Origin of the sequence: Brasilonema sennae CENA114 (genome assembly GCF_006968745.1) — a bacterium.
In the GTDB taxonomy this organism is placed as follows: Bacteria; Cyanobacteriota; Cyanobacteriia; order Cyanobacteriales; family Nostocaceae; genus Brasilonema; species Brasilonema sennae.
The window spans coordinates 1,261,263-1,283,125 of the sequence record NZ_CP030118.1; the positions used below are offsets into that span (position 1 = coordinate 1,261,263).

18 protein-coding genes, 1 tRNA gene and 1 pseudogene are annotated in these 21,863 nt (G+C 42.5%); 9 read left to right on the plus strand and 11 right to left on the minus strand.

Annotation, left to right across the window (positions count from 1 at the left end; genetic code table 11):
* Positions 1-563: 563 nt before the first annotated feature.
* Positions 564-2,303: a DUF1565 domain-containing protein gene (locus tag DP114_RS05325; RefSeq protein ID WP_171975636.1), complete on the plus strand. Its 1,740-nt coding sequence runs from the start codon at positions 564-566 to the stop codon at positions 2,301-2,303.
* A 497-nt stretch (positions 2,304-2,800) separates the two neighbouring features.
* Entirely contained in the window at positions 2,801-3,076 is a 276-nt protein-coding gene (locus DP114_RS34290; RefSeq protein WP_211178678.1) for an efflux RND transporter permease subunit, read from the plus strand.
* Between the two features lie 299 nt (positions 3,077-3,375).
* Here DP114_RS34290 and DP114_RS05335 read toward each other — a convergent pair whose 3' ends face one another.
* Positions 3,376-3,648, minus strand: coding sequence for a DUF3493 domain-containing protein (locus DP114_RS05335; protein WP_169267794.1), 273 nt, complete (start codon positions 3,646-3,648; stop codon positions 3,376-3,378).
* Positions 3,649-3,671: 23 nt separating this feature from the next.
* On the opposite strand from DP114_RS05335, the gene DP114_RS05340 reads away from it, so the two are divergent.
* Positions 3,672-3,743, plus strand: a tRNA-Thr gene (locus DP114_RS05340).
* Positions 3,744-3,831: 88 nt separating this feature from the next.
* Here DP114_RS05340 and DP114_RS05345 read toward each other — a convergent pair.
* The gene (locus DP114_RS05345; RefSeq protein WP_171978120.1) at positions 3,832-4,866 is read right to left on the minus strand and encodes a GGDEF domain-containing response regulator; all 1,035 of its coding nucleotides are present in this window, start codon (positions 4,864-4,866) and stop codon (positions 3,832-3,834) included.
* Between the two features lie 845 nt (positions 4,867-5,711).
* Between DP114_RS05345 and DP114_RS05350 the strand changes: the two genes are divergently transcribed.
* Positions 5,712-5,972, plus strand: coding sequence for a CRR7 family NDH-1 assembly protein (locus tag DP114_RS05350; RefSeq protein WP_169264598.1), 261 nt, complete (start codon positions 5,712-5,714; stop codon positions 5,970-5,972).
* A 452-nt stretch (positions 5,973-6,424) separates the two neighbouring features.
* Here DP114_RS05350 and ltrA (DP114_RS05355) read toward each other — a convergent pair whose 3' ends face one another.
* Together ltrA (DP114_RS05355) and DP114_RS05360 are read right to left on the minus strand one after the other, a co-directional pair.
* Positions 6,425-8,080: a group II intron reverse transcriptase/maturase gene (ltrA, locus tag DP114_RS05355; RefSeq protein WP_169264597.1), complete on the minus strand. Its 1,656-nt coding sequence runs from the start codon at positions 8,078-8,080 to the stop codon at positions 6,425-6,427.
* A 679-nt stretch (positions 8,081-8,759) separates the two neighbouring features.
* Positions 8,760-9,051: pseudogene (locus tag DP114_RS05360) on the minus strand (reverse transcriptase N-terminal domain-containing protein); the annotation flags it as partial.
* An 84-nt stretch (positions 9,052-9,135) separates the two neighbouring features.
* Here DP114_RS05360 and DP114_RS05365 point away from each other — a divergent pair.
* A complete protein-coding gene (locus tag DP114_RS05365) occupies positions 9,136-10,530 on the plus strand; it encodes a transposase (protein WP_246162595.1) in 1,395 nt (464 codons plus the stop codon).
* 412 nt (positions 10,531-10,942) lie between these two features.
* On the opposite strand, the gene ltrA (DP114_RS05370) is transcribed toward DP114_RS05365, so the two are convergent.
* Entirely contained in the window at positions 10,943-12,175 is a 1,233-nt protein-coding gene (gene ltrA, locus DP114_RS05370) for a group II intron reverse transcriptase/maturase (RefSeq protein ID WP_169268871.1), read from the minus strand.
* Between the two features lie 761 nt (positions 12,176-12,936).
* Complete coding sequence (locus DP114_RS05375; protein WP_171975637.1) at positions 12,937-13,485, minus strand: DUF2854 domain-containing protein; 549 nt, start codon at positions 13,483-13,485, stop codon at positions 12,937-12,939.
* A 439-nt stretch (positions 13,486-13,924) separates the two neighbouring features.
* On the opposite strand from DP114_RS05375, the gene DP114_RS05380 reads away from it, so the two are divergent.
* Positions 13,925-14,104: a hypothetical protein gene (locus DP114_RS05380; protein ID WP_169268869.1), complete on the plus strand. Its 180-nt coding sequence runs from the start codon at positions 13,925-13,927 to the stop codon at positions 14,102-14,104.
* Between the two features lie 153 nt (positions 14,105-14,257).
* Here the strand turns inward: DP114_RS05380 and DP114_RS05385 are convergent, their stop codons facing one another.
* The 3 genes from DP114_RS05385 to dtd form a co-directional block, all read right to left on the minus strand.
* The gene (locus DP114_RS05385) at positions 14,258-14,665 is read right to left on the minus strand and encodes a response regulator (protein ID WP_169268868.1); all 408 of its coding nucleotides are present in this window, start codon (positions 14,663-14,665) and stop codon (positions 14,258-14,260) included.
* 503 nt (positions 14,666-15,168) lie between these two features.
* A complete protein-coding gene (gene psb28, locus DP114_RS05390; protein WP_171975638.1) occupies positions 15,169-15,504 on the minus strand; it encodes a photosystem II reaction center protein Psb28 in 336 nt (111 codons plus the stop codon).
* A gap of 104 nt (positions 15,505-15,608) precedes the next feature.
* A complete protein-coding gene (gene dtd / locus DP114_RS05395; RefSeq protein WP_171975639.1) occupies positions 15,609-16,043 on the minus strand; it encodes a D-aminoacyl-tRNA deacylase in 435 nt (144 codons plus the stop codon).
* Between dtd and DP114_RS05400 the strand changes: the two genes are divergently transcribed.
* Positions 16,030-16,395 (plus strand): hypothetical protein, encoded by a 366-nt coding sequence (locus DP114_RS05400; protein WP_171975640.1) that lies wholly within the window; start codon positions 16,030-16,032, stop codon positions 16,393-16,395. The two genes, dtd and DP114_RS05400, sit on opposite strands and share 14 nt — an antisense overlap.
* A gap of 8 nt (positions 16,396-16,403) precedes the next feature.
* Positions 16,404-16,667 carry a hypothetical protein gene (locus DP114_RS05405; protein WP_172195163.1) on the plus strand — a complete coding sequence of 88 codons (264 nt, stop codon included), beginning with the start codon at positions 16,404-16,406 and terminating at the stop codon, positions 16,665-16,667.
* Between the two features lie 257 nt (positions 16,668-16,924).
* On the opposite strand, the gene mgtE is transcribed toward DP114_RS05405, so the two are convergent.
* Positions 16,925-18,325, minus strand: coding sequence for a magnesium transporter (gene mgtE, locus DP114_RS05410; RefSeq protein WP_169266855.1), 1,401 nt, complete (start codon positions 18,323-18,325; stop codon positions 16,925-16,927).
* 570 nt (positions 18,326-18,895) lie between these two features.
* Here mgtE and DP114_RS05415 point away from each other — a divergent pair.
* Positions 18,896-20,179, plus strand: coding sequence for a helix-turn-helix domain-containing protein (locus tag DP114_RS05415; RefSeq protein ID WP_246163064.1), 1,284 nt, complete (start codon positions 18,896-18,898; stop codon positions 20,177-20,179).
* A 67-nt stretch (positions 20,180-20,246) separates the two neighbouring features.
* Here the strand turns inward: DP114_RS05415 and DP114_RS05420 are convergent, their stop codons facing one another.
* Positions 20,247-21,791 carry a mercuric reductase gene (locus DP114_RS05420; protein ID WP_171975641.1) on the minus strand — a complete coding sequence of 515 codons (1,545 nt, stop codon included), beginning with the start codon at positions 21,789-21,791 and terminating at the stop codon, positions 20,247-20,249.
* Positions 21,792-21,863: the final 72 nt, after the last annotated feature.

Below are 21,863 nucleotides of genomic sequence, written 5' to 3' on the forward strand. Positions count from 1 at the left end.
TTGTGCCGACAGTCACGCAAGTGCCGTCAACTGGCGAAGCAGTAAGTGTCAAAATTAATACTTTCCTTTGAAGGCAGTTTCCAAGGCTCGTAAAACCCAACTGGTTCGACTCTGTAAGGGTGGACAGTTCTGAACTGTCGGGAAATCCACTTCCCTTGCACTGAGTGACTTTTGACAAAGTAAGAACGCTAGTAGTTATTAGTCATAAATCATGAATTGCATCTTTGTTTTACAATACATTACTTAACCTCAAAAATCAGGTTTCTTGAAGAAATCTGATTTATTTTTGATCTGTGTACGGATGAATGGTATTAAGTGTAGAAGAAAGAATTTAGAATAAGAGTTGCTTGGTGTAGGGAAGTATGAAATACCCCTACTCCGCAAAATTCGCGTCGATGTGCAAACTATATGTAAAAGAATGTAAAAATTTCTGTTTTTCACGCAGGAACCCAGATGTCAATATACAGGTCTTCAGCTATAGTTTGCATGAGTTTTACAGCAACGCCTGCTGTTAGAGACACCATTATCAACTAACACTATTTCCGCAGATCATTAATAATAAAATGGCACCTCAGGGATTTCATACTCGGCAAAAGCAAAATTTTCGCATTCAAACTGGTAAATCCCTTACATTTACCTTGTCTTTTCCAGCAAGACTAACCGCTTTATTAGTCGTTTCTGGTGGGTTCATAATACCAGTATCTGAGGTTAACGCTGGTGCGATCGACACTAAAGGTATTGCCTCAACTGTTACGGCGCAAGCTCCTTCAGTGCAAGATCCTTCAGTCCAAACTCCTCCACTACAAGCTCCAACCGCAGCGAGCGTTATTTACGTCAATCCACAAACTGGTACAGACAGCACTAGTGCTAGTAACTCGGAAGCTGCTCCATATAAAACCATTACCTACGCTCTTAATCAAGCCCAGCCAGGTACAGTTATTCAACTTGCTCCTGGTACTTATAACCAAGAAAATGGAGAAACTTTTCCACTTTTAATCAAACAAGGCGTGACGTTGCGCGGTGATGAATCGACAAAAGGTCAGGGAGTATTAATTACAGGTAGTGGCGTTTATATTAGTCCTACTTTTGCCCGTCAGAATATGACGATTCGTGCTGATAAAGATAGCACGATCACAGGAGTAACAGTCACCAACCCACAACAACGTGGTACTGGTATATGGGTGGAATCGACTAATCCTATAATCACAAATAGTACGTTTACTAATAGTGTACGAGATGGTGTTTTTGTTACAGGTCAAGGTAATCCAAAAATAGAAAATAATGTCTTTGTTCAAAACAAAGGCAATGGGATTTCAGTTGCTAAGTCGGCGACTGGAGAGATTCGGAATAATTTATTTCAGGACACAGGTTTTGGTTTAGCGATCGGTGGTACTTCCACACCCTTAGTAGAAGGAAACCAGATTATTGGAAACCAAGATGGTCTGTTTATTTCCGAATCAGCGAAACCAGTACTCCGTAAAAATGTCATTCAAAAGAATAAACGCGATGGCATAATCGTGATCATGAATGCTTCACCTGACCTTGGCACCGCTGAAAGTCCTGGCGGTAACTTGATCCGCAGTAATACTGCCCATGACGTGAACAACAGCAAGGGTAAGAATACTATTGTGGCGGTCGGCAATGATATTGACCCCAAGCGCATTCTTGGTCAAGTGGAATTTGTCGCCGCCAAGGTTGAACCATCAGCAGGTGGCGCAGTTGCGTTTAAGGATTTGCCAGCTAATTATTGGGCAAAAAGCTACATCGAAGCTCTAGCCTCTAAGAATATTATTGCTGGATTTCCCGATGGCACTTTTAAACCTGATGAACCTGTCACCCGTGCTCAATTTGCCGCCATTGTGACCAAAGCCTTTGCACCCACAGCTAAGCGCCAAGTCACAAATTTCAGCGACGTCGCCAGTAATTTCTGGGGTTTCCAAGTCATTCAATCTGCGTATCAAGGTGGCTTTGTTTCTGGGTATCCTGATCGTACCTTTAAACCACAGCAACAAATTCCGCGAGTGCAGGTACTAGTCTCCTTAGCAAGCGGTATGAACTTATCTGTGAATAATCAGAATGTTCTCTCCATATATAACGATGCTTCCCAGATTCCCAACTATGCCACCAATTCAGTAGCCGCAGCCACTGCACAGCAACTGGTGATAAATTACCCGACAGTTAAGGAGTTAAATCCCAATCGTCAAGCTACCAGGGCAGAAGTTGCTGCCTTTGTTTACCAAGCACTAGTTAATAAAGGAAGCGCTAAAGCAATTCCTTCTCCGTATTTGGTAAGAACTCCATAAGTTGAAAGTTAAAAGCGCCATGACTGACAAGTTGTTCGTCTGGCGCTTTACATATTGTTATTTGAGCTAACATTCGGGTCTTTAAATCTACATGACCCCTTTTTAAAAAACATTTGAAATGTATATTCAGGGTCTTTATATAAGCTGACCCCGTTTGAACTATACTTAGTCTCTCAGTAAATTCGCCCCGTTTGATATTTTCTAATAATTTTTTTATTTTTTATGGTTTTGTATTTCGCAAAGTGAAGAAAGATTAATTTAATTTAATTAAAATTTTGATACTCGTATATAAAAATACAAAAAAATATAGAGCAAAAGTGAAAACACAAATTTTTAGAAAACAATACACTTCATCCTTCAATTAACCAGAATTTTTGTTGTTCGCCAAGGTCAAAAGGGGACGCTATCAAATCTGTAACGCCTAAAATATTCCCAAAAAAATAGCAAGAATGTGAGAAGAACCACAAGAATAGACAAGACAACAGAGTAGCAGCAGTATGAAATTGCTCTACGAGCAAGTTGTTGGTTTACCTACTCCTGCAGAAGCAGAAGACATTGTGGTGCAAAAAGACTATGATGGTACGCTTATGCGGTTAAAAGATGTTGGTCGAGCGGTAGTTGGGGCGCAATATTATAGTGCGACAACGTTATTTGACGATTCACCAGCAGTCATTTTGTTAGCTTATCAACTCCCAGGTACAAATGCTTGGAATACGACAAAAGCAATCAAAGAGAAAAGGGCGGAGTTACAACCCAATTTTCCGCCAGGATAAAAGGTAGCGATCGGCTTGGACAATACTTTGTTCGTAGCAGCTTCTCTCGATGAAGCCTTCAAAGCACCAAAGTTGAATCTCAGCTTCTATTCTGGATAGCTGGTTTTAAGCTGTTTGACCTCTTTATGAGCTTACTTTTCTAAAGGTATGAGACGCTATCGCAAAAGCTTGTAATTCACTTCAAAAAAGGAAAATAGGAGATTTTGTGATAAAAAAATTCCCAATTGATTATGAAAAATAATCAATCACCAACAAAGATAAGCTTCAAACACGATTCAGAAGTCAACTGTAATTAATTGCTATTTGGGGCGTTGTTGTCTACGCTGCTCCCAACGCCAAAGAAAAACCATTAAAGCAACGACTCCAATTTGAAGTGCTAAATTCGGCAACGCGCTCTCAACATCACGTCCTGCAAGTACCTTAGAAAGAAAGATGACTATACCAATAAAACCAGAAGCACCACAAGTAATGTAGATAAATTGCCGTAAGCCCCGATAGGGGGCTGTGGCTTCTGCCTTGAGACGGGCGTATTGTTCTGAATTAATACGAGTTTTGTTATTTTGTTGCGTCATAAGCTATAATAATCCGGAGGTATGCCGATGTGGCTCAGTGGTAGAGCAGCTGATTCGTAATCAGCAGGCCACGGGTTCAAATCCCGTCATCGGCTTTTTTAGTAAGAAACTTGCAAAATTTTAGTTAAATTAATTGTTATCTTAACCACAGTTTGACTATTTCTATTGTAAAGCTAAAACCACTCAACAGTTCAATTGCTTGAGTATAATGCGATTGCGTCCTTCTGCTTTTGCTTGGTAAAGCGCCTTATCTGCTGCAACAACTAAAGTTTTTGAAGAAGCTTCAAAACTGGGGAGTGTCGTCGCTACCCCTAAGCTCAAGGTGAGGTAATGGCTAACCTCAGATTCTGAGTGATCCATTTGTAATTCCCTGACTCCAGCTTGTATGCTAGCTGCAACGTGAACAGCACCAGCAGCATGAGTGTTAGGCATAATCACTGCAAATTCTTCACCACCATAACGCGCTACTAAATCCTCATTTCTCTGAGCCAAACGGTTCAAGACAGCAGCTACCTTTTGCAAACAGACATCTCCAGCAGGGTGACCATATTTATCGTTGTAAAGTTTAAAATAGTCGATATCGCATAAAATCAGTGATAAAGGCAGTTGCTCCTGTGCTAAGTTCAACCACTTAATATTTAAATAGTGGTCAAAGCGGCGACGATTAGCCACTCCAGTTAATCCATCTATGTTGGCAAGTTCGTGCAAAGCATGGGTAGCAGCCTCAAACTGTTTGTACAGTTGCGCTTGTTGGAGTAGTCTTCGTACGCGCTGACGCAAAACAGCCCAGTGAATAGGCTTGGTGACATAGTCGGTTGCTCCTGCTTCAAAGGCGCGATCCACTGACTCAGGATCGTCCAAGCCAGTAATCATTAATATGGGAGTACTATTCCAAAGTAGTGAAATCGCACTGGTGTTCAATGAAGATTCTATCACTGGATTAGCAAGTGTTGAGTTACCAAAATTGCTGGATATTTTGCTCAGTTGCTTACAGCATGTAAAGCCGTCCATAATAGGCATAACAGCATCTAGTAAAACTAAATCAGGTTTGACAGATGCGTATACATCTAGACACTGTTTACCATCACTAACCTCGACTACTCGATAGCCTTCCTTTTCCATAGCATCACGCAACAGCATTCGCGTTGACTTGTCATCATCAGCCACGAGAATCACAGGAGTTTCTTTGGTGATGAACAATGGGCTTATGCCTGACATGAGTTGCATTCCATAGGAGCCAAAAATACTAAACAACATATAGATCACCGTGTGAAATCATTAAGCAATTATCCAACACCGTGACTTATACAAGTAAGTCAACATTGAAAAACATAAAATACAGTCTTTGCGATTACACCAGTCCCAAAAGGATAGGCTACACATGAACGTTGAAGACGTACTATAAACATGCCCAAAGGTGTGATGAATCATTTCCCACGCTTGTTTAGATTTGACAAAAATGCAATAAAAAATCTGGATTTGGTGCGTTAGCAAAGATGGCGATGCATTGAAGACCTCTGTTGCTTCGCGCTCACGCCGAAGTTCTCCGGCTTATCGCCCTAGTTGGATTTTGAAGAGGGTTTTCCCATAAGTTAACCTAGAACACCGATTCAGTATTCATAATTGTGACTAAAAAACCCGGTTTTTTCTTGTTGAGTTAACGAAACTTCGGTCTTCCCAGTAACAGAAACCGGGTTTTTGGGATTAGTGAATCGGTGTTCTAGTAAACAAGGAGGGAGGCGACGAGCCCATATCGCACGAGCACTTGTTGTTTAAAATGAGATATTGTTTAAGTGATCATATCCTTTGTAGACCTCAAACTTTTTTTACATCTAGATTTTTCCAATTGTTCTAATTCCCTAAAAAAGAGCGAAGCCGGAGTCATTTGTTACAACTTTGGACAAAGCATAGCCGAGAGCAAATATTTCACGTATGGGCAAAGCGCATACGGTGCAGCCATGACATTAGCCATAGGGCTGATTATTTAGAATTGTTATATAGAACACTGATTTCACTAATCTATACCTATCCTTTATCCTATCCTTGATTTAACTCACCTACTTATGCCAGATTCATTAATGTATCAACAAGACTATTTTGTCGTTTTAGAAACAAACCAACCCGAACAATTTCTTTCTGCTTTAGAGTTATTAGAGAAGCTCAAAGAAATTTTACACACATTTAAATTTGAGGACTTGCCACCCGATTTACAATCTCTTGATTCAGTAGAGGCACGAGCAAAATATTTAATCGATACGAGTTGCGAGTTAGATGTTGGTTCTGGTCGATATTTACAGTGGTATGCTGTTCGTTTAGAAAAATAAACATTATTCATTAGCTCTTAGTCATTAGCTCAGAAGAATAGAGACGTCAGTTGCCAGGAGGAGGTAGCGCCGGGGTGAGGCAGCGCGTACGCCACATGCCTCTGTCGGGAAACCCCTTCGGGTATCTCCTATGCCCTCCCTTGCACACTACTTTGTGTCTGTTGCCCGAAGGGCAGGAGTTAGCATGTGCCGTCGGCAGAGCCGACTTGTAGCACAAGCCCGTGAGCAGGGAAAAAAATGATTAAGAAAAATTAGTTGTCCCCTTTACCGGAGCCTGACCCTGAAAAAATGGTCAGCCCTGTATTTTGTTGATCTGTCGATCGCGTTGTTCCCTAAAAATTCCCAAATTTTGGTAGAGTCGATGTCAGGTAGTCGGGTAAGGTTCGAGCGTCACCGCTCTCCCCTCCCCTAAGAACGCAGCATGAGACTTTCGCACTCACTGCGCTCAAGCCTTACTTCAAGCGAGTTGACTTGGATTTTGTGTGTACCTGCTTATGACACGCTTTGTGTAGATGCTGAAGGTTTTTTACGTCATCAAGTCCACCTTGAGCAACAGGTACGATGTGATGGGTTTCTATTTCCTCTCCATTGAATAATGGTTCACCACAGGTACATTTCCAGTCTTGGTTTTGAGCGATTTTATAATTCCGAGAGTTTTTCTCCCAGTAGCTCTTACCATATTTTTGGTGGCGTTTTTCCCAATATTCTTTGAGTGAGGGGTCATCCGGTGATGCTTCCCCCTTGACCTTTACATGGCGTTCGATGGGCGTGTACGCTATCGGGTATAGGATTAAATCCTTTTGTTTGCCTCGGCGGTCGCTAGTAGATGTAGCGAACGTCCATTTCTTGCGATTTCTGGTCTGAAAGTAACGTTTCCGTACCCATTTTGTGTTCTTGTTGGGATGGCGACGTTTAGCCCAACGCCAGAGGTATTGCCATATTCTACTTTTGACATATTCAAAGGTTTCTTTACTAACCACACCTCTGTAATAATTAGCAAAACCTCGGAGAATTGGGTTCAGTCTTTTGATGACTACCTCTTGTTCACATCCGTTCATTGCTTTTATTTCTTGACCGATTCGTTTACAAAAGTCTAAGACTTTCTTTTTCGAGGGTTTGATAAGCAGTTTGCCATTATAATGGCGGTGATTGAAGCCGAGGAAGTCAAAACCATCTGCCATTGACGTTATGAACGTTTTCTCCGTACTGAGATTCAAACCTCTTTCTGACAGCCATTGCTGAATCTGGATTTGGGCATTTTCGAGGCTTCCTTTGTCTCTAGCTGTGACTATAAAATCATCAGCGTACCTAACCACTCCAAGTTTTGGATTGGTGGATTTTATAAAGGTTTCTAATCCATGCAATCCGATATTGGCTAGGAGCGGGGAGCAAACCCCTCCTTGTGGTGTACCCGTTTCTGTCGGGCTGTATATCCCTTCAAAGATAAATCCAGCTTTTAACCATCCTTTGATTAGGTTTTTGTTTGGGAAATTACCTAGTTGTCTAAGGATAGATTCATGGGCAATATTGTCGAAGAATCCTTGAATATCAGCTTCTAAAACCCAGTTATTTCTAGCATTTGGACTTGCATTTAATCTTATCCAATTTTGTGCTATGGCATCATGACAGCTTCTACCGCACCTGAATCCATAGGAGTTTGGTTCAAATACGGCTTCCCATTCGGGTTCTAGTGAATTGACTATTATTGCCTGTTCGATTCTGTCGCGCACGGTTGGGATTCCGAGCGGTCGTTTCTTACCGTTGGCTTTGGGGATCATTACCCGTTTTGTAGGATCTTGATTTCCTCCACTCCAGTTGTTTACCAGCTTCACTCGCTGCTTTGGGGTATTGATTATTTCTTTGTCAATTCCTGCCGTTGCTTTACCCTTATTGGTCTGAGTGATTTTCCGAACAGAGAGTAATAGGTTGGCGTAGCTTCTTTGCATTAACTTTTGGAGGTTTCTCAACTTCCGCCAGTTACCAAGTTTTCTCGCGAGAAAGATTCTTTGACGCAGATTCCTAACCGCTTTGTTGATTTTTCGCCAGTTGATTTGGCTCCAATCTTCTAGTGGTTTTCTTAGTCCGTTTGTTGTACCGAGGTACGACATCTAACTTGTCCTTGAATTAAGTTTCTTTGTGAGTTTCTCTTTCTCATAAGACCCAGAGTAAGTCTGCTATTCCTTTCGGTCAGGGGCAAAGTTTGAACCCCTATCTCGTTCATTACAAACGGGCTTTTGCTTTTTACTCCATCCTTTACCCTCCAGAGGATTCTGCTTTCCTTGCGGTTAGCTTACTATTGGTATCGACATCCTATAGACTCTATGGGGTTTACCTTGTTGTTTCGCTTAGTGTATATTCTCCTTTAGATGTTGACTTTCCTGCGGTGGGAGTTATATTCACACGATTTATAGAGCATAAAACCATAAATCTACCCACTTACCTTTTGGTTGGAACCTGTCAGCCTGATTTGGCTCCCTGTGCGATGACGCAGTTTAAACATCAATTTACTTTTGTTCATCTTGGGAGAACTCCCTCTTGCTCCTTACCACTTTGGGCTAGTAGTTAAGGTTACGTTTGTGGTCTGCATTCCGCCTGTTTCGTTACCTACTTGGGCGTGACCGGACTCCGGAAAGTCTTTTACATTAGGGTAGAGAGTGTGAATTCTCTAGGAGAGTCGGCTCTCCGTTCTAAACGACCTTTCAAGTCGCGCTTATGTCCCGCACCTGTGTGTTAGATCCGAGCGTACCGTAGGGTAGGCAGCCAGCGAGTCACCATATTGGCACTTTTTTGGGACTTGAAAAGTTTCTCAAGCGAAAAGCGTTCTTCATGGGTGAGGGACGCTTTGCCATCAACACCTGCCGTCCTTTTACCAGCGTAATCGCAGAGTTACTTGACGTATCGCCAGCATTCTTGCAGCTTTGGATTTCAGTATCAGTTTCTGGAGTGACCGCGCTTTCCGCATGTCGTCAACTTGAACTGCTTTATACAACCTTCTTTGTAGGCGGAATAGACTCTGGCGGAATTTCTTCCAGGGTAAGTCTTTCCAAGATTCACTAGTGATGTCACTGTGCCTAATCATGCCAGCCCTTTCAACGCGAACAAATGAACTAGGATTTTGAAATCTAAAACCCTGTGCCAGTCAGGAATCTGAGGTACAACTTCGATGTATCCTCAAGATATAAGGGCGAGTTTGGGTGTCAAGATGCTACGCTCCATTTTTGAACAATTTGTCCAAGAAAGTCCAGTAAGTGTAATGGCACGAGGATTAATGGAGCGTGTATTTGCCCCGGAACGGATGGATAAATTATTTGAAACTCACGCGAAAGTACAGCACCAGCAAGAATTACTATTTTCCAGCCAAGTAGATTTGATGAGTTTGGTGGTGTGTGGAATTCAAAAATCGGTTCATGCCGCCTATAAAGCCAGAGCAACAAACCTGATTGTGAGCACCACAGCACTATATAAAAAGCTCTGCGGTGTAGAACTGAGTGTGAGTCAAGCATTGGTAAGAGAAACAGCGAGCGATTTGCGAGTGCTAATTGAAATCATGGGTGGAGAACAGCCAAATCCACTACCAGGATATCGGCATAAAATTGTAGATGGGACTTGTTTGGCTGCTACAGACCATCGATTAGATGCAATTCGTTTATTTGCAGCTAAAGCTTTGCCAGGTAAAGCAATAGTTGTATTAGATCCACTATCAAAACTGGTAATAGATATTATTCTTTGTCAAGATGGTCATGCAAATGAGCGGAGTTTATTTGATAATGTGCTGTCTGGTGTACAACCAAACGATGTTTGGACTGGAGACCGGAATTTTTGCACAGCCAAGTTTCTGTGGACGATTGCACAGCAAAAAGCTTTCTTTGTGATTCGGCAACATGGGTCTTTAGGTTGGACAGAACTGAGCACCTTAAGAGCTTTGGGTCAAACCGATACAGGAAATCTTTTTGAGCAGTGCATCGAAATTTGTTACGAGGGAAATCGTTTAAAATGCCGACGAGTTGTGCTGAAGTTGTTTGTGCCAACACGAGACAAAGAATGGGAAATAGCGATTTTGACAAACTTACCCTTAAGCCACGCTGATGCGGCAAAAATAGCCGAGTTATATCGTAATCGTTGGAGTCTAGAAACCCTTTTTCAAACCGTAACTGAAAATTTTAACGCCGAAATTCAAACGTTAGCCTATCCTAAAGCTGCCCTGTTCTCGTTTTCGATGGCGTTAGTAACATACAACATTCTCGCCACTCTAAAAGCCGCCTTAGGAAGCGTACATGGCATCGCCAAAATTGATGCAGGTTTGTCTGATTTCTACTTAGTAGATGAAATTCAAGGCACATATCGCGGGATGATGATTGCTATTCCATCCCAGCAGTGGGAAATATTCAGGACATATTCTTTAGACCAAATGGGACAACTTTTACAACAGCTGGCGACTGGCGTGAATCTCAAACGTTTTCTCAAAGCCATAAGAAGTCCGAAGAAAAAACGCCAACCTTTAATTGTTGATCATAGACATCGTCATGTTTCGACTGCACGCCTTTTAGATATCTATTGAGATAAGTAATCTTTTTTTGAGCCTGTCGCAGCGAAGCGGTTCGCAGCGCGTTGCGGGGGTTCCCCCCGTTGTAGCGACTGCGAACCCGAAGGGTGAGTGACCGCCACGACAGGCGATGCCGCTTCACTCGCTATTTTGATAGCGGCGGTCGCTCAGCGACAGGCAACGGGGGGAGTCCTGAGGGAGGGCGCAGCCCCCCTCGTGCCTCCTGGAGACAACTCGAGCATTTCCGCTTGTTCGCTCATCACACCTTTTGCTCACGCCTAAGCGAAGTTTCTACTGTCGATGGCGATCGCCGATTTTTAGTCTCAACTCCACTCATAACTCTCAGAGTTAACACACGCTAAAATTGGTCGAAAATATCTATTTTCCTACTCATCTGCAACTTGTGTCATTGGAATGACTCACTAGTTCATTTGTTCGCGTTGAAAGGGCTGGGATGTCTACGCTTAGCCCAACGCCAAAGGTATCGCCACACTCGATGTGAGATGTAGTTAAAGGTTTCTTTGCTTACTACACCTTTGTAGTAGTTAGCAAAACCTCTGAGAATTGGATTGAGCTTGTTAATTAAAACTTCCTGTTCTGCACTACCGAGGTTTTTAATTTCTTTGCCAATCCGTGTACAGAAGGCTAAAACCTTCTTCTTGGATGGTTTTATTAGAAGTTTTCCGTTGTAGTGTTTAGCATTGAACCCCAAGAAGTCAAAGCCATCTTCCATTGACGTAATTAACGTCTTCTCAGGACTGAGTTCAAGACCCCGTTTTGACATCCATGCTTGAATCAAGTTTTGGGCGATTTCGAGACTTTCCTTATCTCTAGCCGTGACAATGAAGTCATCGGCATAACGTACCACACCAAGTTTTGGATTGGTGGCTTTAATGTAGCTTTCTAAGCCATGCAAGCCAATGTTGGCTAGAAGAGGTGAAATTACCCCCCCTTGTGGCGTACCTTGTTCCGTTGGGTTGAGTTTCCCTTGGAACACAAAACCCGCTTTTAACCATTCTTTGATTAGTCTTCGGTTAGGAAAATTACCAATCATCGTCAGAATGGATTCATGAGCTATGTTGTCAAAGAAGCCTTTGATATCAGCTTCTAGAACCCAAGCGTGTCCACCTGCTTTATTGAACCCTACTTTGTTAAAGCATTGCCCTATTGCATCCTGACAGCTTCTTCCCGGTCTAAACCCATAGGAATTAGGCTCAAACACAGCTTCCCATTCAGGTTCTAGTACGTTCTTTACTATTGCTTGTTCGATTCTGTCGCGCACGGTCGGGATTCCGAGCGGTCGTTTCTTGCCGTTAGACTTGGGTATTTCTACCCTGCGTGTTGGTTTAAGGTTTCCACCTTTCCAATTGTTTACCAGAATCACCCTTTGCTCCGGGGTGTTGACAATTTCCTTGTCAATGCCTGCCGTTTCTTTTCCTTGATTGGTCTGGGTGATGCGTCGAATTGACAATAGTAAACAGGAGTGACTTCTTTGCATCAACTTTTGCAGGTTTCTTAACTTGCCAAAGTTACCAAGCTTTCTCGCACGAAAGATTCTTTGACGTAGGTTTCTAACAGCTTTATTGATTTTTCTCCAATTAATATGGTTCCAGTTCGCTAGCTGTTTCTTTAGTCCGTTTGAAGTCAAATCTGACATCATCTAACTTGTCCTTAGATTAGATTCCTTTGTTCGGTTTCCTTCGTATAAGACCCAGAAGAAGTCTGCTTTCCTTTCGGTCAAGGGTGATGTTTCAACCCCTATCTGGTTCGTTACAAACCAGCATTCGCTTTTTCTTCCATCCTCTACCCTCCAGAGATTTCGGTCTTCGTTGCCTCAGACTTACTAGGAATATTCGACCTTTCCTAGACTTTGTGGGGTTTACCCTGTTGTGTCGTTTAGTTTTCTTGTTTTTCTTTAGGTGCTGTCTTTTCTGCGGTGGAAATTTGTTCACACGGTTAGTGAAAGTCCGAGTCACTAATCCATCCACGTCCCTTTTGGGTAAAGCCTATCAGCCTTATTTGGCTCTTTGGTACATCACGCAGTTTTATAAACAGTTTACGTTTGTTCACCATTGAAAAACTTCCTCTTGCTCTTGACCACCTTTAGGCTGGTAGTCGAAGATACTTTCGTGGTCTGCATTCCGACTTTTTCGTTACCTACTAGGTCGTGACCGGACTCGAATGAGTCTTTTACGTGAGGGCAAGGGGTGTGAATCCCTTGGCGGAGAAGCCTCCACTTACTAAACGACCATTTCAGGTCGCGCCGGACTGGTTACCGAGATTCGACAGCCAACGAATCGCACTTCGTGTAAGACTCCGTATGAAGTCTTTTCCCCTGCAAGGAGTGCTCGGGTGCTCCCATGCCTCTTCGCTGACTTCTGACTCCTTTTGATCAAATAACTCAGAACTAGTGAATAATAACTACTTTTCAGTAGCAATTAGCGTCAAATCAATTTTCTCAGATTCTGGCTGTGTCACTTTTACCTCTACCCCTGGGCCAAAAAAACTGGTCATTTTTTCCTGCTTTTTTTGCCAAACTTCGATTGGTACCGCTGGGGAATCAAATTTCAAAATCAAAGCATAAGCTCCATTAATTTCTGTTTCTTGTAATTGTGTGACAACTGGTATATCATCATCTGTAGAACCAAGCTTCAGAAATGAGAGCGCTTCGTATAAATGCACGTCTTGACCGTAGCGAAATCGAGTAATGTCTTGGCGAATTTTATTTTGAGTAGGAGTTCCTTGCTTTTCTCTAAGTGTCAACATTTGTGGCGTCGTAGGTTGACTCAAGGGTACAGGCTTAAGCTCGTTAGCTTTGAGTGCTAATCCTCCTAGTAAAAGAGGAATTCCATAAAAAAAACCGATAAGATTAAGTGTGGCATTGTCTGCAGCGTAGGCAGCAAAACCAATGATAGTCAAAACACCGCCGATGGTTATACCTAGCGTTCCTAATGAAATTTGACCTAACATGATTTTAATTCGTTATGTCTTCCTAGTACCATTATTTTTCTATCATCGGTGATCAGGAACAACTTAGGGAAGAGCAGGAGTCAATTATCGTAAATTGAAGTAGAACACAGGTGAGATTTGATCGCTCAAAGCTAGCAAAAAGTGGAAAGAAATGGTATGATAGTTACAATTTGCAGCTATCATGCCTGTCTAGCTTGTTAATATAAAGCGCGGTTTTCAAAGCCCAGCTCGAATTACACGGCAACGACAGCTTGGGTTGTAGCGAACTTAAAGATGGATCTGTGTTTATAGCTTCAAGAGTGGAAAGTTTTGGCTTCAAGGGTTTAACAGCAGGTACCTCTTGTGTCACCTGAAACAGTGATAGCGCTATTTGCACCTTTTCGGTCGTTGTGCGCAATTATATTATGTAAATCTATCAGTTGAAGACAGGAGGATAGCAATGGATGCACAAATTATCAAAGAACGAGTGCTTAAGGTTCAAAGTCAACGAGAGTATTTACTCAGTCTCTTGGAACAACCAAACTTAGGAATTTTAAGAGTTGACGTGAATCAGGCTCTCGAAGAAATGGATGATCTTATTGATGAGTATAGACGAACCTTTTCACAAACAGAAATTTAGTTAGTTCTAACAAGGGATACAAATTACTAAAAATAGCGTCATCAAACACTAACTTACAGCTTAGTGTGACGCTCTTCAAAACCTCCATTTTCTTGAGTTCCCATATACGCAGCTTTACATTTTCCAAGTTGATCTGTTGTATAATTGATCTAGTTACCAATCATTAGATGGACTTTGTCCCAATTTTCTAACAAGGGCAATAAGTTCGCCTGTTGGTGTCTCTTTCTTACAAAAAGCATCCAAGCTAGCCAATTCCCTCGTTTCCTGAGATTTGTTGTCTTCGACTGAGGAGTAAGCAATGATTTGGGTATTTGGAGCGATCGCTTTAATATAACCCGAAGCACGCCAACCATCCATAACTGGCATATGTAAATCTAGTACTATCACATCAGGCTTATAGCGTTTAACCATTTCTACAGCTTCTTGACCATTGCTGGCTAAACCAACAACTTGAAGATTTTCCTGAGCAGAAAAGGCTAATTTTAGGGTTAGACGAGTGAGTTCGTGATCGTCAACCACTAGAACACGCAATGTAGAAGGCTCACAGGACAACATTAACATCCACGTTAAAGTAAAGACGACTTATGATAACCTCTATAGTTTATGAAAATAGTTGGTTACACTTACTCTATCTAATGGTTGAATAACTTCATCTTTCTCCATTGCAATAAATTAAATTATTAAGAAAATTTTTTTTTTCAGGCAATATCGAATCAGTCATACCATTAAAAAAAGAATGCAACACTGTCTGCGTTGACTTACAAAAACTTTAAAAAGAAAATTCAACTATGGTTAGGAGATAACCGAAAAAGAGTAATTAATGGAGTTGTAGAGTTTAGAACAAGCCCAGAATAGGTATGGGTGATACCAAACTGGGCAGTATCGAGCCTGAACAAACAACTCAAGTAGCCCACAACTGATTCCAATAGTACACAGATATCCAACAGACTATGAATGGGACTTTAAAACTTTCAAAAAATGAAAAGTGCCTGAAAACCTCTGTGGAGTTACGGTATTTTTTTGTGACTTTATACAATCTGAGTTTGTGTTTGAATCATGACTGTTTAAGATTTTCCGCTGAATTCCAGACCATTTTCTTCAGCATATCTCTCCATAAACCGCATAAAGCGCTCCCACTCATCTTTGGATCTCATCAGATAAATAGCTTCTATTGCTTCTGGCTTACCGTTGACAAATTTACCCTTGACTTCGCGGGTAACAATTTCTCCTTCTTCGTCAATCATGTACATCCCAGTGATTTCTTCGCTGTTACTATCCAAAGCTTTGGGATTTTGGAACAGAAACGTTGCTGTTGAACTGTCACCACTCTTTGATCGCGTCAGGCGCACCTGTGGAATGCCTTCTTCGTTTTTACCTCTGGAGAACTGAATTTGAGCCATGATGAGTGAATTTAAACTTTTGTTATTGTTTGTTTAATATTGTCTCATCTTTTTGTACATAGGAGTCTAGCGGCTGCTGAGATTTTACTTTTCCGTATAAACTGTTATGCTATTTCTCGCTCTAGTAACAAAGTAACAGATCCGTCATTTTCTATTGAGACTTGCATCATTGCCCCAAATTGACCTGTTTCGACTCGCAAACCCCTTTCGCGTAACTTTTCAACAAAACGATTATACAATTGTTGAGCGACTTTGGGATCTGCTGAACGATCAAAGGAGGGACGGCGACCTTTGCGACAATCAGCATAAAGCGTAAACTGACTGATGACTAGTAACTCGCCGCCTATTTCTTGTACAGATTTTTTCCAGCGCGATCCGTCTTGTTGATCACCAAATAGTCGCAGTTCCAAACATTTACGCACCATCCAATCAAGTTCGGCATCAGTGTCTGTGGCGGCAATGCCCACAAGCAAGTTTAACCCTCGACCAATTTTACCAATAATGTCACCCTTCGGGTTCGCCCTAGTGGGAACGGCCACGCCTTATGGCTATCGGGAACGCCCGTCGCCTGACGCCACATTCTACCCTGCCCGAAGGCGTTACCCACCTACAACGGGGCGGCAGCTTTTCGGGGGAAGCTTCCCCCGAAAACGTGCCTTGGGAACCCGACAGCCAGTCGCCACAACGGTCAAAGCTCGTCGCTTGGGTTGCTTCCCCCGACAAACTTTGGGGGAACCCCAACGCCCTTCAGGTTCGCCAGTCGCCTACGGAGGTAGACCCTCCTGCAGCGCTGGTCTCACCAGGTCCCTCTGTCGGGAAACCCTCATCAAGGACTGGCTCCCTCCGGGAACGCCCGTCGCCTACGGCGGGAAACCCTCTGGGTTTGCGTAGCGCCCCCTATGCCTGCGGCACGGCTACGCCTATCGGGGCTAGTTGCACGCCAGTCCCCTGGCTCGGGGGGAACCCGACAGCCAGTCGCCACAACGGGGGGAACCCCCGCAAGGCGCTGCTCTCCGCACGGGGCTGGCTCCACAACGCGCTTAACCCGACGCCAGATACCAAGTGAGGGAAACCCTCATCAAGTACTGGCTCCGCAAGGCACAACTCTTGGCAGCGCTGGATTCACCGCAAGGCGCTGCTCTGGGCACAGAAGTGGCACATGAGAGAAACCCTACCAAGAGCGCTGGACTCACCAGATGCCTAGGTCGGGAAACCCTCATCAAGCACTGGACTCACCGTTAACTGTCACTTGAGATGATTTGACTCGCTGGATAATAACGCGCATATCTATAGGAATCCGGTGTGTAGGCACTTATAGCAGGGAACAGGGAACAAGCAATTGATGACTGATAAGTGATCGCTGGTAACTGGTAACTGGTAACTGGTAACTGGTAACTGGTAACTGCTTTGTGAGTGTTTCTCACATTTTTAAAATAACCCGTGCCAAGTTAAAGTAAATCAACACACCTAAGACATCCACAGCTGTCGTGATAAAGGGTGCTGACATCAATGCTGGATCTAAACGCAGTAGGCGGAACAAAAACGGGAGTGCGGAACCAGAGACGGAGGCTAAAATAGAAATAGCTACAAGACTAGTTCCAACTGCGATCGCCACCTCTAAATTATTTTGCAAAAAGAAAGCCCATACTGTGGCGATCGTTCCCAATATTGTTCCCAGCAATGCACCTGCGAGTGCTTCACGTCCAACAACTTGCAATGGTTTCAAAGCACCCATTTCATCAGTGTTCATTCCACGAATCACCACTGTGGAGGACTGCGCCCCAACATTCCCACCAGTACCAGTGAGCAAGGGGATAAACGCCGCCAACGTTACCACTTTCGACAAGATATCTTCTTGAGATTTAATAATACTTCCTGTAACAGTGTTGGTCACAAGTAAGACTAACAACCAGACAACTCGCTTGCGAGCCACTGAAATTAAATTTGACTGAAAATAGCCGTCACCTCGTGATTGTACTCCACCACCCAATGTGTAGATATCTTCAGTTGTTTCCTCTTGTAGGATATCTATGACATCATCAACGGTAATAATACCAACAAGACGCTGTTCTCGATCCACCACAGGTACAGCAAGAAAGTCATATCGTTGTATCATCCTAGCGACTTCTTCTTGGTCTGTATCGGTGTAGACAAACACCGCTTCTTGAGTCATAACATTGCCAATCTTTTCCTCTGCTTGAGAAGTCACCAAATCCCGTAGAGACAAAATTCCAGTCAACCGCTTTGCTGCATTAGTAATATAGAGATAATAAATCATCTCGCTCGCATTATTGACGCTGCGAATCCGCTCCAAAGTTTGAGCCACTGTAAAATCTTCTTGGAGCAAGATTAACTCTGGCGTCATAATCCGTCCAGCAGTTCCTGCTTCATAACCCAACAGTAAAGATGTTGCTTGGCGTTCGTTGGGGCTGAGTTGTTCTAGCAATCGATTAACGATTGTTGCTGGTAATTCGTCAAATAACCTCGCTCGGTCATCTGGCGACATTTTTTCAACAATATCAAGAACTTCCTGACTTTTCAATTCCTCGATCAGCCGTTCTTGGACGCTATAGTCAAGATATTCATAAACAATGATCGCTTCTTGTTTAGAAAGCAAGCGAAATGCCAAAGCATGCATTGCTTTTGGTAAACCTTCAATTGCCTGAGCGATATCTGGAGCCTGTACAGGTACCAAAATCGCTTTTGCTTCCTGCAAGTCCCCCGCTTCCAACAGGATTTGCAATTGAACTGTGACTATCTCTGGCAATTCTCTGCGCGATACGTCTTGCAGGGTAGATGTCACACCGTTTGGAGTTTGCATAAGATACAACTAGGGTAATAATGCGAAATAGTCTACTTTACCTAATTTTATAGATGACAACTGGTCTTGTATTAATCTGCGATCAGAGAGGTTTAGAATTGGGAATTTAATTTAAAGGTTTTGTCATAAATCTTAGGATTAAGTGGACAAATTAACCGTAAAATCTGTTATTTTTTTAATAGAGTGGAATTTTTGGCGTTTTCACTCCAATACAAAGGCAGTGTTGGGCTTAGGTGTACTACTGTTTTTTTTAAGAAATTTTCAACAATTTCTGACAGATATTTGAAAAAGGGGTTTTAGGAAGTACTACACACCAATACTGTTTTTGAAAAATCTTGTAAAAGCTTAGGATTTGCCGAAAATTCTTCATTTTGAGTGGAGGAAATAAATTTTAGTCAAAATTACCACTCATGAAAATAGAATTTTATCATTGAGTGGCTTAGCGCAAAAGAGCAATTTTTAGAAGCAATTGCTCTATATATTTTTTGACTTACAGTGTGTCTGTTCTAAACTTCATTTTTACCTTAGATTTTTTGTTTAAGCTTGAAAGCTGTGTAGAGGAAATCAACAGTGAATATAGACAAATTAGAAATAGACCAATTTACCAAACGCGTGTCAGGAATGCACAGGCGTTTAACAGATTTATACCAAAATCTAAGTACAAATCCTGTTATACCAGATGTACTACCGCAAACTCTTATCGAACTTGGTAGCACCTCAGAAATTGTCAATGTGGCTGTACAGGAACTTTATCAGCAAAATGAAGAACTGTTGCTAACACGAAACTTGTTAGAAATAGAACGCCAACGCTACCAGGATTTATTTGAGTTTGCACCAGATGCCTATTTAGTGACAGATATGTTAGGCATAATTAAAGAGGCTAACCATACTGCGGGGACACTACTGAACGTCTCACAGCAGTCTATGCTGAGCAAACCAATAATTAACTTCGTAGCGCTTGAAGATCGCCAAAACTTTCGCGGCTACCTGAGCCAATTAGCGGAATCCAAAAAACCAAAAGAGTTAGTCCTACATCTTCACAAACGCAATGACGAGTTATTTGACGCCGCCATAACAGTGGGAGTTATCCGTAATGAGCTACGTCAGCCAATAGGACTCAGGTGGCTAGTGCGTAACATAAGCGATCGCAACCAAGTAGAATTAGCACTGTTGGATCATGACTCCGACGTAACTCAAAACAAGCTTTGGCACAAATGTAGTAAAGGAGACTTTCTCCCTCTCAAACCAGGCATGATTTGGTATATATGTGAAGGTTATGTTAAGCTAAATACACTGTATGAAAGCGGAGAGGAAGTAATCATTGGGTTAGCAGGATCTGGAATGGTTTTTGGTTCAAATCTGACCTCGCTACAAGCTTACCAAGCAACTGCTCTATCCGATGTGAAACTAGTGTCAATTCACCTTGCAGAAATTGCAGCTTCACCAACGTTGAGTCACATACTGTTACCAAAAATCAATCAACGGTTATGGCAAACAGAATCTTTTTTGCTGATTGCTGGTAGACGACGGGTACAAGATAGGTTTGAGCAATTGTTACTGCTTTTAAAACACGAAATTGGTCAAAGGGTGCTAGAAGGAACTCGCTTGAATATTCGCCTGACTCATGAAGAACTTGCCAGCGCCTGCTGCACAACTAGGGTAACGATTACACGACTTATGGGTAAGTTACAACAACAAGGCAAGATTGGTTTGGATTCCAAACACCACATTATTTTGAAAGATACAGCAGAATTCAGCACTGAGGAGTCAGCAAAAGCTAGCACTGTAGGAGGATCTCCCGATCTAGGGTTCTGGCGTTCAGAAGTAAAAAGGGCTGATAAGTTTGCCTTTTAGACCTCAGTACTGTACTTCATTTAGTTGCAATGTGCTGTATATACTTTAAAAGTGAAGGTGAATAAAGTCAGGAAAACTTTCTCACCCAGGCTAATAATCTTTTGGTGTTTGGTGTGAAGGCAGTCGAGAGATAATAAGCATCTGCTGCCTTCCTAATGGCTTCAGCCTGAGTTGGATAAGGATGAATCACTTGACTCAGTTTAGTCAAGCCAATATTACCGACAATTGCCGTTGTGATCTGTGAAATCATCTCACCTGCATGGCGGGCAACAATAGTAGCACCCAAAATTTTATCAGACCCCTTTTGATGGTGGATTTTGACAAATCCTTCCTCTTCTCCATCAGCAACTGCGCGATCTACATCAGTAAAAGGAATTTTAATCGTCGCTACATCAATACCCTTCTGTTGCGCCTCATGTTCATACATTCCCACATGGGCAATTTCTGGATCAGTATAAGTTACCCAAGGCATGATTAAACTGCTGAGTTTCTGGCGTCCCAAACCAAACGGAGAAAACAGTGCATTTCTAATGACTATTCGGGCTGCAGCATCAGCCGCATGGGTGAACTTCCAACTCATGCAAATATCACCCGCCGCATAAATTTTTGGATTTGTGGTTTGAAGGTAATCATTCACCTTCACACCCTGGCGTTCGTCGTACTCTACCCCGACTACATCTAAATTCAGACCTTCCACATTTGGGGCGCGTCCTGTACCCACTAAAATTTCATCTACTGTGACCACATCTTGCTTACCATTGCAGGTAAAATAAATTGTTTTACCGTCCTCGGTTTTTTCCACCTTTTGTATCTGGCAGTTTAGCACTAAGCGAATGCCTTCTTGGACAAAGACTTTTTGCACAATCTCAGCGGCGTCAGCATCTTCTTTATTCAGAATATGAGAACCTTTGTGAAAAAGTATCACCTCACAACCTAGGCGTCGAAAAGCCTGTGCTAACTCGCAGCCAATTGGACCACCACCAATCACAACTAAACTGAGTGGTTTTTGAATCAAAGAAAAAACTGTTTCATTAGTCAGATAACCCGCCTCTTCAATTCCTGGGATGGAAGGTTGTATGGGTCTGGTTCCTGTAGCAATAACCGCTTTTTTAAAGCGGAGAGTCTGGTGATCAACTTTTATAGTATCACTGCTAGAAAACTGAGCGTTCCCTAAGAAAACATCCACTCCCATGTTTTGGAAACGTTTTGCTGAGTCATTATGGCTGATTCCGGCTCTAACTCGTCGCATCCGTTCCATAACTTCAGAAAAATCAACATCAACATATTTCGACGTACGAATTCCATATGCTTTGGCATTCCAGATTTCACCAACCACACGAGAAGACCGGATCAAGCACTTGGATGGTACGCAACCAAAATTCAAACAATCCCCACCCATAAGGTGCTTTTCAATCAAAGCTACTTTTAAACCCCCAGCCACAAGCGCCGCACCTCCAGCCGCTACTAATCCGGCTGTACCTGCACCAATAACCACTAAATCATAACAATCAGCAGGTTGAGGATTGACCCAATCCAGTGGATGTACGTAAGAAACTAATGTCTGGTTATACTCATCTACAGGGCGAATTGTCACTCTTTGGAGTTCTGACATTGGTGTATCTCCTTTAAGAATTGATCATGCAAAAGTCTTATGAGTGTTGCTTTTGCGTGGTAAAAATTAGAC

Bases quoted from the DNA above. Each gene is read 5' to 3' on its own strand.
- mgtE (WP_169266855.1), bottom strand. From the start codon at position 18,325: ATGCAAACTCCAAACGGTGTGACATCTACCCTGCAAGACGTATCGCGC.
- ltrA (WP_169268871.1), bottom strand. From the start codon at position 12,175: ATGATGTCAGATTTGACTTCAAACGGACTAAAGAAACAGCTAGCGAAC.
- DP114_RS05385 (WP_169268868.1), bottom strand. From the start codon at position 14,665: ATGTTAATGTTGTCCTGTGAGCCTTCTACATTGCGTGTTCTAGTGGTT.
- DP114_RS05335 (WP_169267794.1), bottom strand. From the start codon at position 3,648: ATGACGCAACAAAATAACAAAACTCGTATTAATTCAGAACAATACGCC.
- DP114_RS34290 (WP_211178678.1), top strand. From the start codon at position 2,801: ATGAAATTGCTCTACGAGCAAGTTGTTGGTTTACCTACTCCTGCAGAA.
- psb28 (WP_171975638.1), bottom strand. From the start codon at position 15,504: ATGGCTCAAATTCAGTTCTCCAGAGGTAAAAACGAAGAAGGCATTCCA.
- DP114_RS05365 (WP_246162595.1), top strand. From the start codon at position 9,136: ATGTATCCTCAAGATATAAGGGCGAGTTTGGGTGTCAAGATGCTACGC.
- DP114_RS05405 (WP_172195163.1), top strand. From the start codon at position 16,404: ATGCCTGCGGCACGGCTACGCCTATCGGGGCTAGTTGCACGCCAGTCC.
- DP114_RS05345 (WP_171978120.1), bottom strand. From the start codon at position 4,866: ATGTCAGGCATAAGCCCATTGTTCATCACCAAAGAAACTCCTGTGATT.
- DP114_RS05380 (WP_169268869.1), top strand. From the start codon at position 13,925: ATGGATGCACAAATTATCAAAGAACGAGTGCTTAAGGTTCAAAGTCAA.
- DP114_RS05375 (WP_171975637.1), bottom strand. From the start codon at position 13,485: ATGTTAGGTCAAATTTCATTAGGAACGCTAGGTATAACCATCGGCGGT.
- DP114_RS05350 (WP_169264598.1), top strand. From the start codon at position 5,712: ATGCCAGATTCATTAATGTATCAACAAGACTATTTTGTCGTTTTAGAA.
- DP114_RS05325 (WP_171975636.1), top strand. From the start codon at position 564: ATGGCACCTCAGGGATTTCATACTCGGCAAAAGCAAAATTTTCGCATT.
- DP114_RS05420 (WP_171975641.1), bottom strand. From the start codon at position 21,791: ATGTCAGAACTCCAAAGAGTGACAATTCGCCCTGTAGATGAGTATAAC.
- ltrA (WP_169264597.1), bottom strand. From the start codon at position 8,080: ATGTCGTACCTCGGTACAACAAACGGACTAAGAAAACCACTAGAAGAT.